The sequence below is a fragment of the Stenotrophomonas sp. STEN018 genome, assembly GCF_056760235.1.
Genome location: NZ_JBRREK010000033.1, coordinates 1 through 15745, shown reverse-complemented (window position 1 = coordinate 15745; position 15745 = coordinate 1). Strand labels below are relative to the sequence as shown.

Below are 15745 nucleotides of genomic sequence, written 5' to 3'. Positions count from 1 at the left end.
TTCAATGATGCGCTATGCGCTGGGCGTGGAGTACGACGGCAGCGAGTTCAAGGGCTGGCAACAGCTTGGCGAGCACGGCTGTGCGAGTGTGCAGGCCACCTTGCAGGAGGCTTTGTCCTCGGTCGCCAATGCGCCGATCAGTGTTGTGTGTGCCGGCCGTACCGATGCCGGCGTGCACGGTGAATGCCAGGTCGTGCACTTCGACAGCGATGTCGAACGTACCCCGCGAGGCTGGGTATTGGGTACCACCACGCGGCTGCCGCCATCAATCTGCGTGCGCTGGTGTGTACCGGTGGTTGATGAATTCCATGCACGGTTCTCGGCCAAGGCGCGCCGCTATCGCTATCGCATCCTCAATCGTCAGGTACGGCCGGCACTGTACCGGCAGATCCTGAGCTGGGATCGGCGGCCGCTGGATGCCGATGCCATGCATCGCGCGGCACAGGCCCTGCTCGGCGAAAACGACTTTGACGCGTTCCGTAGTTCGCAATGCCAGGCCCTGCATGCTCGCCGCGAGCTGCAGTCGATAGCCATTCATCGTCAAGGTGAGGTAGTGGAGGTCGAAGTTCAGGCCAATGCCTTCCTGCATCACATGGTGCGCAATATCGTCGGCTCACTGATGATGGTGGGCGCCGGGGAAAAGCCCGAAAGCTGGATTGGGGAATTGCTGGCAGGGCGGGATCGCAATCTGGCCGGTCCAACTGCACCGCCGCAAGGCCTGGTCTTCGTCGGACCGCTGTATCCTGAGCACTGGAAGCTGCCGGACGAGGTGACGCTGTGAGCCGTACGCTGTTCCGTACCCGCATCAAATTCTGCGGCATGACCCGCGCCGGTGACATCCGTCTGGCCAGCGAGCTGGGCGTGGACGCCATTGGCTTCATCTTCGCCAAAGGCAGTGTGCGTCGGGTTGCGCCATCGGAGGCACGCGCGATGCGCCAGGCAATCGCGCCGATGGTTGAAGTGGTGGCCTTGTTCCAGCACAACAACCGCGAGGAGATCCGCGAGGTGTTGCGCGCAGTACGGCCAACCTTGTTGCAGTTTCATGGTGATGAGGACGATGCGTTCTGTCGCAGCTTCAATATGCCTTACCTGAAGGCGATTGCGATGGGCGGGCGCAGCGAGGTCACCGCGCGTGGTCTGCACCAGATGTACCCGCACGCGGCCGGTTTTCTGTTCGACAGCCATGTGGCCGGCGGCAGCGGTGGTACCGGGGTGGCGTTTGACTGGTCGCAGATTCCGCCGGGCGTGCACCGCCCGTACCTGCTGGCCGGGGGTATTCGCCCGGAAAACGTGCATGACGCCATTCTCGCGACCCAGCCCTGGGGCGTGGATGTGTCCAGTGGCATCGAGGTCTCGCCGGGCCTCAAGGACGGTTACAAGATGCGTCAATTCGTCGAAGAAGTTCGCCGTGCGGACCTGCATGTTGAGCAGGACTGAATACGCCGGTTGTCCGCGTTGAAGCGTTTCACGCAGTGGTACCCGGACATGCCGCACTCTTTGGGACATGGCCGCAGCTCATCGGGGGGCTGATTCCCTTATGATGAGGTTCTCGGCGACAAGCACGGATGCCTGCGGGGAGAGGGGTAAAGCCAAAGCGTCAATGCTGGGGCAGGTCCCGCAAGGCAGCTGGGCGCCACAAGGAAAGTGTGCATGGCGGAGTTTCTGGAAGTAGCGCTGTCCTACCCGACGTTGCCTTACAGCGTCGTGTTGTCGTTTGCCGTCATCTACTGGCTGCTGGCAGCGACCGGCATTATCGATGACGGTGGAATCGGCAGCGGTGACGGCGCCGATTTTCATTCCCACGGTGGCGAGCACGGTGCCACCGGCATTGCCGCAATGTTTGCCCGGCTTGGCCTCGGCGGTGCGCCGACCATGCTGGTGGTGCTGCTGCTGGCCTTCTTCGGCTGGACCATCACCTATCTGGTTCAACTCTTTTTCCTGCAGTCGTTGCCCGCCAGCTTGCGTTGGGCCATCGGCAGCGCTGTGGCGGTTCTCGCGCTGGTTCCCGGCGCCGTGGTGTCAGCCTGGGTGCTGCGGCCGATCCGACGCCTGCTGCTCAAGCTGCGGCCTGTCGCGCAGGAGTCGATCCTGGGTCGGGTTGCGGTTGTCACTTCGCCGGAAGTCACCGCAACGCTGGGCTATGCCACTTTTGATGACGGTGGCGCCGGCTTGATCCTGCACGTGCGCGTGCGTGATCACGGCCGGTTTGTGCGTGGCCAGCGGGTCAGGCTGGTGGAATATCTACCCGATAAGAATCATTACCTGGTGGTCGCTGATGGCGACCTGCCAGGCCTGGACGTTTTCCCCTCTGAAGTATCAGGCGATAAGGAGATTCACCGATGAGTACTGCTGCGCTGGCCCCTTTCATTATCGGGGTGGCTGCCCTGTTGGTGTTTTTCCTTGGCTTGGCTGGTCTGTTCAAGGCCTTCTACAAAAAGGTTGATCAAGGCACCGCGTTGATCGTCAACGACATGAGTGCGCAGCCCAAGGTGCACTTCACCGGTGCGTTGATCATTCCGGTGCTGTACCGCGCCGAGCACATGAAGATCAGCCTGATCACCTTGCAGGTTGATCGCCGCGGCAAGGAGGGCCTGATCTGCCGCGACAACATGCGTGCCGACATCACCGTGGCGTTCTACCTGCGCGTCAACGAAACCCAGGCCGACGTGCTGCGCGTGGCCAAGGCCATCGGCGCCGACCGCGCCTCGGACAAGAACGCGGTGGATGACCTGTTCAACGCCAAGTTCTCTGAAGCCTTGAAGACGGTGGGCAAGAAGTTCGACTTCACCCAGCTGTTCGAGAAGCGTCAGGAATTCCGCGATGAGATCATCGCGGTTATCGGCAATGATTTGAACGGTTATGCGCTCGAAGACGTGGCCATCGATTATCTCGAGCAGACCCCGAAGTCGCTGCTGGACCCGAGCAACATCCTTGACGCCGAAGGCATCCGCAAGATCACCGAGCTGACTGCTGCACAGAACGTGATCACCAACGAGCTGGCGCAGAACGAGCGTCTGGCCATCACCAAGAAGAATGTTGAAGCCAAGGAAGCCACGCTGGCACTCGAGCGCCAGCAGGCCGAGGCCGAAGCACGGCAGAAGCGCGAGGTGGATACCATCCGTGCCCGTGAGCAGGCTGAAACCCTGAAGGTGCAGGAAGAGCAGCGCCAGCTATCCGAGAACGCCCGCATCGAAGCGCAGCAGCTGATCGACATCCGTGACCAGAACCGCCTGCGCGAAGTGGAAGTGGCCGAGCAGAACCGCCAGCGCGCCGTCGCCATCGAAGTCGAGCGCGTGGCACGCGCACGCCAGCTGGAGCAGGTCACCACTGATCGTGAGGTGCAGCTGCAGGGTGTGGAGCGTGACAAGGTGGTCGAACAGGGCCTGATGGATGTGGCCAACATCACCCGCGAGCGCATCTCCATCGACAAGACCGTGGCGCAGGAAGAAGAGCGCATCAAGGAAGTGCGGCAGGTGTCCGAGGCAGACCGTCTGAAGCAGGTGGCCATTTTGGAGGCCGAAGCGCAGGCGCAGGAAGCCATGCTCAAGCAGGTCAAGGAAGCCGAGGCCAGCGAAGCCGCTGCCAAGCACCGCGCGGTCGAGATCACCACGCTGGCGCAGGCCGAGTTTGATGCCGCCAGCAAGCAGGCCGAAGCCAAGAAAGCCTTGGCCGAAGGCCTGCGTGCCGAACGCGCTGCGCCGGGCCTGGCCGATGCACAGGTCAAGGAGGCCGGTGCGCTGGCGATCGAGAAGGTCGGTATTGCCGAAGCCCGCGTGGTCGATGCGATGGCCGACGCCAATCTGAAGCAGGGCACCGCCGAGGCCAAGGTGTTGGCCGAGCAGCTGGCTGCGCGTGCGCAGGGCGAGGAGCAGATGGGTCGGGCCAAGGCTGCGGCTACCGAGACCCTGGGCGTGGCCGAAGCCACGGTCATCGAGAAGAAGCTGTTCGCCGAGGCCGACGGCTTGACCCGCAAGTTCCAGGCTATTGATTCGCTCGGCGATACCGCGCGCGGCCACGAAGAGTTCCGCATGACCCTGGAAACCGGTCTGCGTCAGGCCTTGGCGACCATCGATGCGGGCAAGGAAGTGACCAAGGAGAACGCCGAGGTCATCGCCAGCGCGCTGCGTAACGCCAAGATCGACATGGTTGGCGGCGACGGTGGCATGTTCGAGAACCTGATCAAGGCGGTGTCGCTGGGCAAGTCGATTGAAGGCCTGACCGACAAGAGCCCGATCGTGCAGGATCTGATGCAGCGCTTCCTCGGTGTGGACATGTCCGCGCGCGGATTGCCGGCACGCCGTATCGCCGACACACCGTCGGTGGAGTCGGACGCGGGCTGAGTGAAGCCATGCCCTGCGCGGTGTCACCGCGCGGGGCGGTTGCGCGCCGCAGGGTCTGCAGTTTGCGGCACATGAGGATGAGGGCATCGGCGATTCCGTCCTGAGGGCGGCGTCTGCCGATGTCAGAGCAGGGAACTACCGATGGCCGATATAAATCTGGACGCTGCCGCTACGCCGGAAGGCGGCTCCATCGCCGATCAGGCGGTGGCGCAGGGCGGTGCCTATGAGGTGCTGCGCAAGCGCCTGAGTGACCAGGGCGCACGTCTGCGGCAAGTTGTGGATGCGCTTAACCAGCGTCGGTTGCAGGAATTCGGCGACAGCCGGATGGAGGTGATCGGACGGTTCCGCATCCGCAGTGAGAACAACTGCGTGGGTCGCGACGTGGTACAGGTCGGCGATGACCTGTTGTTGTTCGGCTACAACGTTTTCATCGGTTTGAAGACACAGACTCGCATCGAGGACGTGTTCGGGCTGTATCGTTTGGTGGACGGCGCCGAGGGTTATGACGTCACCCCGTTGGACCTGAAGAGCAGCTTCCTGTCACAGGCTGGCTTCGTCCACGATTTTGGCGAGCTCTACGCCTATTACAAAAATGCGCGCCTGCTGCAGTTGATCGTGCGCGACGGCAAGTTGCTGGCGGCGTTCCAGATCGGCGAGCGCAGCACCGACGTGCGCGTGTTCCGTTGGGCAATGGCGTCCAGTGGCGAGCTGACCTATATCGATGCACGCGGTGAGCGCGATATCGCGCTGCCGCCGCCGTTTGATTTCGAGTGGGTCCGTGCCGGTCGCGACATGTTGATCACGGGGCGCTTTCCGCACCTGAATATTCTCGACACCATCTTCGTCGAGACCACCGGCGGCGATCTGACCATCAAGGTCGAGAACAACACCGAGACCGGCCAAGGTGTTTACAGCGAGCCGGTTGAGGACAGTACCCAGTCGGTGGACGATGCCACCATCGATTTCGCCAAGGTTGGCTCGCTGATCCTGCTGAAGATCCAGCCTTACCGCGAGGACACCTGGCGTGGCCTGATCTACAACACGCTGACCGGCAAGGTGGTGCGCAACGACGCCATCGTGCAGGCCTGCGTGCAGTTGCCCGATGATCATGGCGTCATCTTTCCCGGTGGCTATTACCTGCAAAGCGGCGAGCACAAGGCGTTCGACGCCTCGATGCAGGGCATGCGCTACAAGCGTTCGATCCGCTCGCCCAATGGCGAGGACATGCTGTACATCTTCTACGAGCGTGAGGCCGGCAAGTCGGCGTTGTTTGTCTACAACAGCATCCAGCGCGTACTGCAGAATCCCGTGTTCGGCATGGGCTACGCCTTCATGCGTGACGGTCGCATGGTGTTGTTCAACGCAGAGAACGAGGAGCCTACCCGCGTCCATCCGATGCAGGTCTGGCAGACCCCGTTCAGCAGTGATGAGTTCGCCGCGCACACGCCGACCGGCACCAGTTTCATGGCCCGCATCGGTAACCCTGAGCTGGTTCGGGGTATCTCCAATCTGCTGGATCTCGGTCGTGAAATCGACAGTCGCGAGGTCTCACTGCCGCGCTATGAGCTGCTGACCCATAACGCGCGCCGCCTGTTCGATGTGCACCATTGGTTGGACGACGCCAACTGCGACGGCGCTGCTACGCTGCTGCGCGAGATCAGCGCGACCGGCGAGTCGATGCTCGACGAGTACGAAAAGGTCGAGAGCATCCGCAAGCAATCGGCGCAGGCAATGGCCGAGGTCACCGCCGCGCACAAGACGCTGTTGGGGCGCTTGCAGCCGCAGAACTGGACAAAGATCGGCGAGTTCGTCGAATCGCTGGGTGACATCGGCAAGCTGCGCGGTCGCCTGCTGACCGTGCGCGACTTCCGCTATGTGGATGTCGCTGCCATCGACGCGATGAATGTCTCCTTGCAGGAGGCACATGACCGGGTCGGCGCCGCTGCCGGTGAATTCCTGGGTAGTGACAAGGCGCTGCAGCCGTTCGCCGATCGCCTGCAGGAGCTGGATGCCGCCGCGCAGGTGGCGCAGACCGCCAAGCAGTTGTCCGAGCAGATCGCGCAGATGCAGGTGATGTCGGGCGACCTGGACATGCTGTCCGAGTTGATGGCCAGCCTGAAGGTGGACGACGCCGCGCAGCGTACCCGCGTGGTCGAGGCAATTTCCGGCATCTACGCCAAGCTCAACCAGGCGCGTGCGCGCGCCGATCAGCGCCGCCGCTCATTGGGTTCGGCCGAAGCCGTGGCTCAGTTCGGCGCGCAGTTCTCCTTGTTCAGTCAGGCCATCACCAGTGCTTTGGGGCTGGCGACCGATCCGGAGCGTGCCGACGAGCAGTTGTCGCGGTTGATGGTGCAGCTGGAGGAACTGGAGAGCCAGTTCGGCGAGCACGAGCAGTTCCTTGGCGACATCCTCAACAAGCGCGAGGAACTGCTAGATACCTTCGAATCGCACAAGCAGACCTTGCTGGATGCGCGCCAGCGCAAGGCGCAATCGGTATTGGATGCGGCGAATCGTATCCTCGATGGCCTGGCCAAGCGTACCGAACGCTTCACCACCGTTGATGAGCTGAACGCCTTCTTTGCCGGTGACCCGCTGATCCTGAAACTGCGCGAGCTGGCCGAGCGTCTGCGCGACTACAAGGACAGCGTCAAGGCCGATGACGTGGAATCGCGGCTCAAGGGCGTGCGCGATCAGGCGGTGCGGGCGTTGCGTGATCGCAGTGATCTGTTTGAAGGTGGCGGCAACATCATCCGTCTCGGCCGACACCGCTTCAGCGTCAATACCCAACCGCTGGACCTGACCATTCTGCCGCGTGGCGATGGTCTAGCGGTGCACCTGACTGGCACTGATTACTACGAATCCATTGTCGATCCGGAGCTGGAGGAACTGCGCGATTACTGGCCGGTGACCTTGGATTCGGAATCACCTGCGCTCTATCGTGGCGAGTATCTGGCTGGTCTGCTGTTGGATGCTGCCATCAATGGCCGCGATGGCTTGAGTGTCGAGCTGTTGCTGCGGGAGGCCGCACAAGCCGATGCGTTGGCCAAACGCGTCCGCGATTTCGCTGCGCCGCGCTACCGCGAAGGCTACGAGAAAGGCATCCATGATCATGATGCAACGCTGATCCTGCAGGCGGTTTTGCCGCTGTATCAGGCGGCCGGTTCGCTGGTGCACGCAGCTGGCCCGCGCGCACTTGCCTTGCTGTTCTGGGCGCGTGACGGCAAGCGCGAAGAGGTCAGTCAATGGTTGGAACGTGCAGCCGGCGCGTTCGCCATCGCCAAGCTGTTCAATGTGCGAGACGGGCTTGAAGCCTTGCGTGTGGAGATAGCGCTGGCATTGTCTGCCTTCCAGGGCGAGCATTCCTTGCCGTTTGATAGCGGCGTGCCGGCCTTGGCCGCCGAGTACCTGCTGGCCGAACTGAGCAACGGCGAGCCGACATTCTCCTTCAGTGGTTACGCGCGGCAGCTGCTCAGCGGTCTGCGCGAACAGCTGCAGACTGCTGGCCAGGCCGACGCGTTTGATCGCAGCCTGCAACGCCTGAACACGCGGCTGGCCCTGCAATGGGCGCAGGCGCTGCAGTGGCTGCAGGCAATGTGTGGCCAGCCGAAGTTCGCCGCAATGGCCGGCTACGTGCCGGAGGCCGCGGCGATGCTGTTGGGCGAGCGGGCATTGCGCAGCCAGGTGCGTGAGGTGACCTTGATCGCCGATGTTGGCGGTCTGCTCGGTGAACACCAGCGCGTCGCCCAAGGCCATCTGCAATTGGCGGTGGATGATTTCCTGCAGCGCTGGCAGTCGCATCGCCGCCAGTTTCAACCCGGCTTCGAGCGCTACCAAGCCTTGCGTCACCGCATCAGTGCGCGCGAGCGCGACTCCCTGCGCTTGAGCGAGTTCCAGGCGCGGCCGCTGAGCTCATTCGTCCGCAACAAGCTGATCAACGATGTCTACCTGCCCATCATCGGCGACAACCTCGCCAAGCAGATGGGCACGGTGGGCGAGAACAAACGCAGCGACCTGATGGGCCTGCTGATGATGATCAGCCCGCCCGGTTACGGCAAAACCACGCTGATGGAATACGTGGCCAACCGGCTTGGCCTGGTCTTCATGAAGATCAATGGCCCGGCCCTGGGCCACGAAGTGCGCTCGCTGGACCCGGAGCAGGCACCGGATGCCACCTCACGACAGGAGCTGCACAAGCTCAATCTGGCGCTGGAGATGGGCAACAACACCATGCTGTATGTGGACGACATTCAGCACACCCATCCGGAGTTCCTACAGAAGTTCATCTCGCTGTGCGATGGCACGCGCCGTATTGAAGGCGTGTGGAAGGGCCGCACCAAGACCTACGACCTGCGTGGCAAGAAGTTCTGCGTGGTGATGGCCGGCAACCCGTACACCGAGTCCGGCGAAGTGTTCAAGGTGCCGGACATGCTGGCCAACCGTGCCGACATCTACAACCTGGGCGATGTGCTCGGCGGCATGGATGAGGCGTTCAAGCTCAGCTATATCGAAAATAGCCTGACCTCCAGCCAGGTGCTGGCACCGATGGCGACCCGCGACCTGGCCGATCTCTACCTGCTGGTCGACAAGGCAGCGGGCAAGGACGTTTCTACCAATGCACTCAGTCATGCCTATAGCGGCGCGGAGATCAATGAAATCGTCGCTACCCTGCAGCGGCTGATGCAGGTGCGCGAGGTGGTCTATCGGGTCAACCAGCAATACATCGCCAGTGCCGCGCAGGCCGACAAGTACCGCGTCGAGCCGCCGTTCCGCCTGCAAGGCAGCTACCGCAACATGAACAAGCTGTCGGAGAAGATTTCGCCGGTGATGAATGCTGCCGAGCTGCAGCAGCTGGTGACTGATCACTACCTGGGTGAATCGCAGTTGCTGACCAGTGGCTCCGAGGAAAACCTGCTCAAGCTGGGTGAGCTGCGCGAGGTCTTGGATGCGACGCAGTTGGCCCGCTGGGAGCAGATCAAGCGCGACTTCATGCGTGACAAGGCGATGGGCGGCGACGATGCCGATACCGGCGCGCGCATGGTCGCGCAGCTGGCCGATATCGCCAGTGGCCTGCAGGGCCTGCGTGCTGATGATTCCGCGCCGGTCGCACCGGTCGCACCGCAGGTTGAGGCACCCTGGGAGCAGATCGTCGCCTTGTTGCAGGCGGTTGCCGAGCGTCCTGCGGCAGTGGTCGCAGCACCGCAAACAGCAGCGGTACCTGCCGCGCCGGCGCAGGATCTGACGCCGCTGTTGCAGGTGCTGGCGGCCGCCCAGCAGCGTCAGGGCGAGGTTGGCGATGCCTTGGCCGGTCTGGCCGCACAGCTGCAGGAGTGGCTGTCCAAGGACGGCGGCGGCAACAAGCCCGCACCACGCGTGCGGCGTGCGCGTACGCCGGAAGAGAAGGCATTGGATGAAGCGCTGATGCGGCACTTCTACGGCGGCAATGTGGTGGTGCCGGGGCAGCAGGGCAGTCGCGATAATGCAGCGACGGACGATGCCTGAGCCAGTGACGACGTTGTTGCCAGAGCCACCGCGGCCTGCGCTGCAAGCTGATGATGCGCTGACCGTGGCCAGTTACGGCGGGGAATTGCTGACTGCGATCGAGCAACTGTTGGGTACGCCGCAGACCGGTATTGCCGCAGCACGGCTGGTTGCGGAAATGGACAACATCCGTCAAGCGATGTCGGCAGCCGATGGTCGCCAGATCCGTCGTTCGGCGGGCTTGCTTGGCCGCTTGTTGGGGCATGATGTCGAGGCGCAGGCGCGCGCCGAACAACTGGCGACCCAACTGGATGTCTGTCTGCTACGCGCAGATGCCTGCGCACAGGCGTTGCAGCAGGAGCTGGGCCAGCATCTGCTGCAGGTTGCGCGCGTGCAGATGGCGGTTGCTGCCATCGATGATTGGGCCGCAGCCGGCGAGGCGGTCCCGCTGCCTGTCGAGGTAGTGGCGCAGGCTGCGCTGCAACGGCGACTGCAACATCTGCGTGGACTCGCCCGCCTGCGGCAGACCGAGGCCGAACAGCTGCGCCTGCTGCATGCCCAGGGTGTGGAGCTGATCGAGCGCTACCAGCGCATCCGCGACGTGTTGTTGCCGCTTTGGCGCCAGCAAAGCCTGGCTGCACGTGCCGCCGACAAGCAGGTGCAACTGGAACAGGCTGCCCAGGCACAGACACGGATTCTCGACGAGGTGAGGGCCATGCAGGCTAGACTGCGCTGAGAACCACCCTGCACATGATTGCTCGCGCGCCGCGGCGCGCCACTTGCTCAAGGAGAACTGCTGATGACCCAGGATTCGTTGCCGCTGCCGGCCGGCCCCTCTGCTGATGTGGACGGCACCATGCTGGTCGCCTTGGGCTTGAGCGAAGCGGACCGTCCACAGATCGCGCAGATCGTGCGCACGCTGGATGACATCAGTCCGGGCAACCTGCATGTGTTCGGTCGCGAGGCGGCTGGCAAGAGTGCCGCGTTCTCCAGCCAGCTGCTGGACCATGTGCGCAATCGCGACCTGGATGCCTCGGGTGAAAAGCTGGGTGAAGTGGTGCGTATTGCCCGCTCGCTGAAGCTCGATGGTTTGAACGAGCGTTCCAAAGTGCCGGTGATCGGTGGCCTGATCGACCGCATGCGCGCCTCCAAGGGCGAGCTGGTGCAGAAGTTCAGCGATACCAACCAGCAGATCGAACAGCTGCTGCGTGATGTCGGCACGCAACAGGCGCAGATGGGCCAGCGCGTCGGTGAGTTTGATCGTATGCACGCCATCGTTCGCGACGAGCGCCAGAGTCTTGGCCTGCACATCGCCGCCGGCAAGCAGCGCTTGGCTGAGCTCAACAACGAGTTGCATGCACTGGTTGGTCTGGAAGATCCGCAGTCGCGTATCCGTCGTGGCGAGATCGACAACGCGATCCGTCTGCTCGACAAGCGTGTCGGTGATTTGACAGCGATGCAGCATGCGGCCGACCAGTCGTTGCCGATGATCCGCTTGATCCAGGCCAATGCGATCCAGCTGATCGAAAAATTCAACGCCGTACGCGACATCACCATTCCGTCGTGGAAGCGCCAGTTCGCCATCCAGCTGTCGCTGGGCGAGCAGAAGAACGCGGTGGATCTGTCCAATGCCATCGACGATGCGACCAATGAGCTGATGCGCCGCAATGCCGATCTGATGCGGCAGACCTCGGTGGAAACGGCCAAGGCCAACCAGCGTGCGGTGATCGATGTGGCGACCCTGCGGCACGTGCATGAGCAGCTGATCGCCACGGTGGAAGAGGTGCGCAGCATCCACCGCGAAGGCATGCAGCAGCGTCAGCAGGCGGAAGTCGAGTTGGCGCGCCTGCGCGAAGATGTGCAGCAACGGCTGGCGCAGCCGACGCAAAGCAGCGGAGTGTAGGAACGGCACGGTTGGCAGTTGTGGGAGCGGCGTGAGCCGCGAAACCACAGCTGCATCAGATGCCAGCGCCGTTGCTCCCTCCCTTTTGCGTAGCAAAGGGGAGGGTTGGGGAGGGGTTGGCTCTTCGGCCTTTCAAGCATTGCCAGCTTCGCGGCTTACACCGCTCCTACAAAAGCCTACAAAAGCTGTTTGCGCAGCCATTCCGCCAATGCAGCCACACGCGGGTCCTGCTGGTCGCCGGCAGTGCACAACGCCCAGCAGCCTTCAGTATCGACAAACCCCCACGGCGCGATCAGCCGGCCGTTGACCAGGTCGTCAGCGACCAGTGGTTCCGGTGCAATCGCGATGCCGAGCCCGGCAACCGCAGCTTCCAGCATGTAATACAGATGCTCCAAGCCGGTGCCATACGTCAGCTCGGCTGCATCGATGCCATTGCGTGCGGCCCAGGTCGGCCACGCCTGCGGGCGTGAGCGCGTATGCAGCAGCGCATGACCACGCACGGCATCAATCGGCTGCCGGGCCAGTACATGCGCACCATGCATCGAAGGGCTGAACACCGGGCCGATCCGCTCGGGCGCCAGCGTGTGTACCTGCCAGCCGTTCGGCCACGGGGCCTGGCCGAGCATCAGTGCCGCATCCAAGCCGTCCAAACGCGGCGCGAAATCGCCATCCTGTGCCGCCAGATGCAGGGTCAGGCCGGGCAGGTCACGCTGCAGGTCCTGCAGGCGCGGGATCATCCAGCGGGCAAGCAGGCTGCCAGGACAGCCGAGTACGAAGGCGTCATTGCGCTGCGGTCGGCGTAGCGAGGAAATGCAGTCGCGCAGCTGCGAGAACGCGCCGGTAGTCGCTTCCAGCAGCCGATGGCCGGCCGCGTTGGGGCGGATGCCACGACCATCGCGTTCAAACAGGACCAACCCCAGTTCTTCTTCCAGCGCCCGCAGTTGCCGGCTCACCGCGCCATGGGTGACATGCAGCTCGGCTGCGGCCTGGCTGACACTGCGCAGGCGTGCCGCAGCCTCGAAGGCGCGCAAAGCGTTGAGCGAAGGCAGGGATTGACTGGTCTTCATGTGAGTTTTTCTAACATGTGATCGCCAAATTATCCATTTTTATGTCCTCAGCCCTGCGTTAGAGTGCTTGCCTGTTCCTTGTAGCCGTGACGTCATGACTGATCCGTCGATCTCCGATTTCCACGCCTTCCCTGATGCGCGCGGGCATTTTGGCCGCTTTGGTGGCAGCTTCGTCGCCGAAACCTTGGTTGGGCCGTTGCAGGAACTGGCAGCCGCCTACGATCAGGCGCGGGTCGATCCTTCCTTCATTGCCGCCTATGACAAGGACCTGAAGCACTACGTAGGCCGGCCCAGCCCGATCTACCACGCCGAACGCCTGAGCAAGGACGTGGGCGGCGCGCAGATCCTGCTCAAGCGCGAGGACCTGAACCATACCGGTGCGCACAAGGTGAACAACACCATCGGCCAGGCTTTGCTGGCCGCGCGCATGGGCAAGACCCGCATCATCGCCGAGACCGGTGCCGGCCAGCACGGCGTGGCCTCGGCCACGGTTGCCGCGCGGTTGGGCATCGAATGCGTGGTTTACATGGGCGCTACCGATATCGAGCGGCAGAAGATCAACGTCTATCGGATGAAGCTGCTCGGTGCCACCGTGGTGCCGGTCAGCAGCGGCTCGGCCACGCTCAAGGACGCACTCAACGAAGCGATGCGCGACTGGGTCACCAATGTGCGCGACACCTTCTACATCATCGGCACTGTCGCCGGCCCGGATCCGTACCCGCGCATGGTGCGTGACTTCAACGCCATCGTTGGCCGCGAGGCACGCGCGCAGATGCTGGAGGACTACGGTCGTCTGCCCGATGCGATCACCGCTTGCGTCGGTGGCGGCTCCAATGCGATCGGGCTGTTCCACGCCTTCCTCAATGACCGCGAGGTCAAGATCTACGGTGCCGAAGCCGCTGGTGATGGCATCCATACCGGTCGCCATGCCGCCTCGATCTCGGCTGGTCGCCCCGGCGTGCTGCACGGCAACCGCACCTATGTGCTGTGCGATGACGATGGCCAGATCACCGAAACCCATTCGATCTCCGCCGGTCTGGATTATCCCGGCGTTGGTCCCGAACATTCCTTCCTCTCCGATACCGGTCGCGCCCAGTACGTGGGCATCACCGATGAAGAAGCGCTGGCTGCCTTCCATCGCCTGACTCGCATCGAAGGCATTCTGCCGGCGCTGGAGTCCAGCCATGCGGTCGCCCATGCGATCAAGCTTGCGCGCGAGTTGCCCAAGGATGCGCTGGTGCTGTGCAATCTGTCCGGTCGTGGTGACAAGGATGTGCACACCATCGCTGCCCGCGAAGGGCTGGTGCTGTGATGGCAGGCTTGCCGCAGCTGCGCTCGCTGCGTACCCCGTTGTTGCTGGGCTTGGTTGCGGCCTTGGCTGCATGCGCACCGTCCGCCCCTGCGCCGGAGCCGATCGCTGCACCTGTAGCGCCCCCGGCCGCGCAAGCTGCGCCCGCCGCCGCAACGCTGGCGCCGGCAGTGAAGCCTGCGGTCAACACATCGGCCGAGTTGGGTCAGCTGGGTGAGCTGCGCATCGGCGCGCCGTTCGGCAAGGCGCCGGGCGACAAGGCGTTTGTCTCGGCCGGCATGCGCGAGGCGATGGAGGGCGACTGCGAGTATTACGACAAGGGCAGCCTGCCTGAAGGCATGTCGATGATGGTGATTGCTGACCGTATTGCTCGCTTCGAGGTGGATGTTGCCGGTGATCCGGGTCAGCGCGTCACCGCAGCGCCAGCCGGTGCGGCGGCATTGCCGTTCGGCTTGTGGGTGGGCATGACCGTCACCGAGGCCAAGCAACGGCTGCCGGCGGGTGTGGTCACCAGTCCACATGCCTATAACTCGCCGAACGGCGACTACCTGACCTGGACCGACAAGGCTGCCAACTTGGCCCTGCGCCTGGAAACACTCGATGGCCTGATCACCTCCATTTATTGGGGCCAGCCCGATGCGGTCGAACTGATTGAAGGATGTGCCTGAGATGGCTGTTACCCGAATTGACGAATGCTTCGCCCGCCTGCGTGCCTCCGGCCGCAAGGCGCTGATTCCCTTCATCACCGCCGGCGATCCCTCGTTGGAGGCGACCGTGCCGGTGATGCATGCGCTGGTTGAAGCCGGTGCTGACGTAATCGAGCTCGGTGTGCCGTTCTCCGACCCGATGGCCGATGGCCCGACCATCCAGCGCAGTTCGGAGCGTGCTTTGGCACGCGGGGCAGGGCGGCAATACGTTCTGGATACCGTGGCGCGCTTCCGCCAGACCGACACGACCACCCCGGTAGTGTTGATGGGTTATCTGAACCCGGTCGAGATCCGCGGTTATGCGCGCTATGCCGAAGAGGCGGTGGCAGCAGGCGTGGACGGCATTCTGCTGGTCGATCTGCCGCCGGAAGAGGCTGATGAGCCGCGTGCGGCGTTTGCCGAAGTTGGGCTGGCCTTGATCCTGCTGGCCTCGCCGACCAGCAGCGATGCGCGCCTGGACAGCTTGTGCCAAGCCGCACAAGGCTATCTGTATTACGTCAGCTTTGCCGGTGTTACCGGTGCTTCCGAGCGCCTGGACAGTTCCGCGGCCGGTGAGCGCCTGCGCCTGCTGCGCAGCCGTTCCAGCGCGCCGGTAGTTGCGGGCTTCGGCATCAAGGATGCGGCCAGCGCGGCGGCGATGGTGGTGGATGCCGATGGCGTGGTGGTCGGTAGTGCACTGGTCTCGGCGATGGCTGAGACGGCGGATCCGGTGGCCGCGGCTGCAGCATTCCTCAAGCCACTGCGCGAAGCCCTGGATCGCTGAATGGCGTGAACGGTAGTGGGGGGGGGGGGGCGGGCGGGGGGGGGGCGGGGGGGGCGGCGGGGGCGGTGGGGGGGGGGGGGGGGGGGGGGGGGGGGGGGGGGGGCGGGGGGCGGGCGCGGGGGGGCTGGGCGGGGGCGGGGGGCGGGGGGGCCGCGGCGGCGGGGGGGGGGGGGCGCCA

General features: G+C 63.6%; 11 protein-coding genes. 10 read left to right on the top strand and 1 reads right to left on the bottom strand.

All coding sequences use genetic code 11. The features are described from left to right. Positions 1–7: 7 nt before the first annotated feature. From truA to ACVOMB_RS13580, 7 genes are all read left to right on the top strand, one after another. Positions 8–781 carry a tRNA pseudouridine(38-40) synthase TruA gene (gene truA / locus ACVOMB_RS13610; protein WP_481531689.1) on the top strand — a complete coding sequence of 258 codons (774 nt, stop codon included), beginning with the start codon at positions 8–10 and terminating at the stop codon, positions 779–781. Further along, on the top strand, positions 778–1437 hold the full coding sequence (locus tag ACVOMB_RS13605; protein ID WP_481531663.1) for a phosphoribosylanthranilate isomerase: 660 nt from the start codon (positions 778–780) through the stop codon (positions 1435–1437). The genes truA and ACVOMB_RS13605 overlap by 4 nt, the downstream gene beginning before the upstream one ends. Before the next feature lie 213 nt (positions 1438–1650). Next, positions 1651–2343 carry a hypothetical protein gene (locus tag ACVOMB_RS13600; protein WP_481531662.1) on the top strand — a complete coding sequence of 231 codons (693 nt, stop codon included), beginning with the start codon at positions 1651–1653 and terminating at the stop codon, positions 2341–2343. After that, positions 2340–4340 carry a flotillin family protein gene (locus tag ACVOMB_RS13595; protein ID WP_481531661.1) on the top strand — a complete coding sequence of 667 codons (2001 nt, stop codon included), beginning with the start codon at positions 2340–2342 and terminating at the stop codon, positions 4338–4340. The genes ACVOMB_RS13600 and ACVOMB_RS13595 overlap by 4 nt, the downstream gene beginning before the upstream one ends. A gap of 141 nt (positions 4341–4481) precedes the next feature. Then, positions 4482–9839: a DNA repair ATPase gene (locus tag ACVOMB_RS13590; protein WP_481531660.1), complete on the top strand. Its 5358-nt coding sequence runs from the start codon at positions 4482–4484 to the stop codon at positions 9837–9839. After that, positions 9832–10554 carry a hypothetical protein gene (locus ACVOMB_RS13585; protein ID WP_481531659.1) on the top strand — a complete coding sequence of 241 codons (723 nt, stop codon included), beginning with the start codon at positions 9832–9834 and terminating at the stop codon, positions 10552–10554. The genes ACVOMB_RS13590 and ACVOMB_RS13585 overlap by 8 nt, the downstream gene beginning before the upstream one ends. A 63-nt stretch (positions 10555–10617) precedes the next feature. Continuing rightward, positions 10618–11721 (top strand): toxic anion resistance protein, encoded by a 1104-nt coding sequence (locus tag ACVOMB_RS13580; protein ID WP_481531658.1) that lies wholly within the window; start codon positions 10618–10620, stop codon positions 11719–11721. Positions 11722–11897: 176 nt separating this feature from the next. Here the strand turns inward: ACVOMB_RS13580 and ACVOMB_RS13575 are convergent, their stop codons facing one another. Beyond that, positions 11898–12788 carry a LysR family transcriptional regulator gene (locus ACVOMB_RS13575; RefSeq protein WP_481531657.1) on the bottom strand — a complete coding sequence of 297 codons (891 nt, stop codon included), beginning with the start codon at positions 12786–12788 and terminating at the stop codon, positions 11898–11900. 94 nt (positions 12789–12882) lie between these two features. Between ACVOMB_RS13575 and trpB the strand changes: the two genes are divergently transcribed. From trpB to trpA, 3 genes are read left to right on the top strand one after another with little or no spacing between them, the layout of a single operon-like run. Continuing rightward, complete coding sequence (gene trpB / locus ACVOMB_RS13570) at positions 12883–14100, top strand: tryptophan synthase subunit beta (protein ID WP_481531656.1); 1218 nt, start codon at positions 12883–12885, stop codon at positions 14098–14100. Next, a complete protein-coding gene (locus ACVOMB_RS13565; RefSeq protein ID WP_481531655.1) occupies positions 14100–14765 on the top strand; it encodes a hypothetical protein in 666 nt (221 codons plus the stop codon). Before trpB ends, ACVOMB_RS13565 begins: the two co-directional genes overlap by 1 nt. A 1-nt stretch (position 14766) precedes the next feature. Beyond that, positions 14767–15567, top strand: a complete 801-nt coding sequence (gene trpA / locus ACVOMB_RS13560; RefSeq protein WP_481531654.1) for a tryptophan synthase subunit alpha — start codon at positions 14767–14769, stop codon at positions 15565–15567. Positions 15568–15745: the final 178 nt, after the last annotated feature.

Bases quoted from the DNA above. Each gene is read 5' to 3' on its own strand.
- trpB (WP_481531656.1), top strand. From the start codon at position 12,883: ATGACTGATCCGTCGATCTCCGATTTCCACGCCTTCCCTGATGCGCGC.
- ACVOMB_RS13575 (WP_481531657.1), bottom strand. From the start codon at position 12,788: ATGAAGACCAGTCAATCCCTGCCTTCGCTCAACGCTTTGCGCGCCTTC.
- ACVOMB_RS13600 (WP_481531662.1), top strand. From the start codon at position 1,651: ATGGCGGAGTTTCTGGAAGTAGCGCTGTCCTACCCGACGTTGCCTTAC.
- trpA (WP_481531654.1), top strand. From the start codon at position 14,767: ATGGCTGTTACCCGAATTGACGAATGCTTCGCCCGCCTGCGTGCCTCC.
- ACVOMB_RS13590 (WP_481531660.1), top strand. From the start codon at position 4,482: ATGGCCGATATAAATCTGGACGCTGCCGCTACGCCGGAAGGCGGCTCC.
- ACVOMB_RS13585 (WP_481531659.1), top strand. From the start codon at position 9,832: ATGCCTGAGCCAGTGACGACGTTGTTGCCAGAGCCACCGCGGCCTGCG.
- truA (WP_481531689.1), top strand. From the start codon at position 8: ATGCGCTATGCGCTGGGCGTGGAGTACGACGGCAGCGAGTTCAAGGGC.
- ACVOMB_RS13565 (WP_481531655.1), top strand. From the start codon at position 14,100: ATGGCAGGCTTGCCGCAGCTGCGCTCGCTGCGTACCCCGTTGTTGCTG.
- ACVOMB_RS13595 (WP_481531661.1), top strand. From the start codon at position 2,340: ATGAGTACTGCTGCGCTGGCCCCTTTCATTATCGGGGTGGCTGCCCTG.
- ACVOMB_RS13580 (WP_481531658.1), top strand. From the start codon at position 10,618: ATGACCCAGGATTCGTTGCCGCTGCCGGCCGGCCCCTCTGCTGATGTG.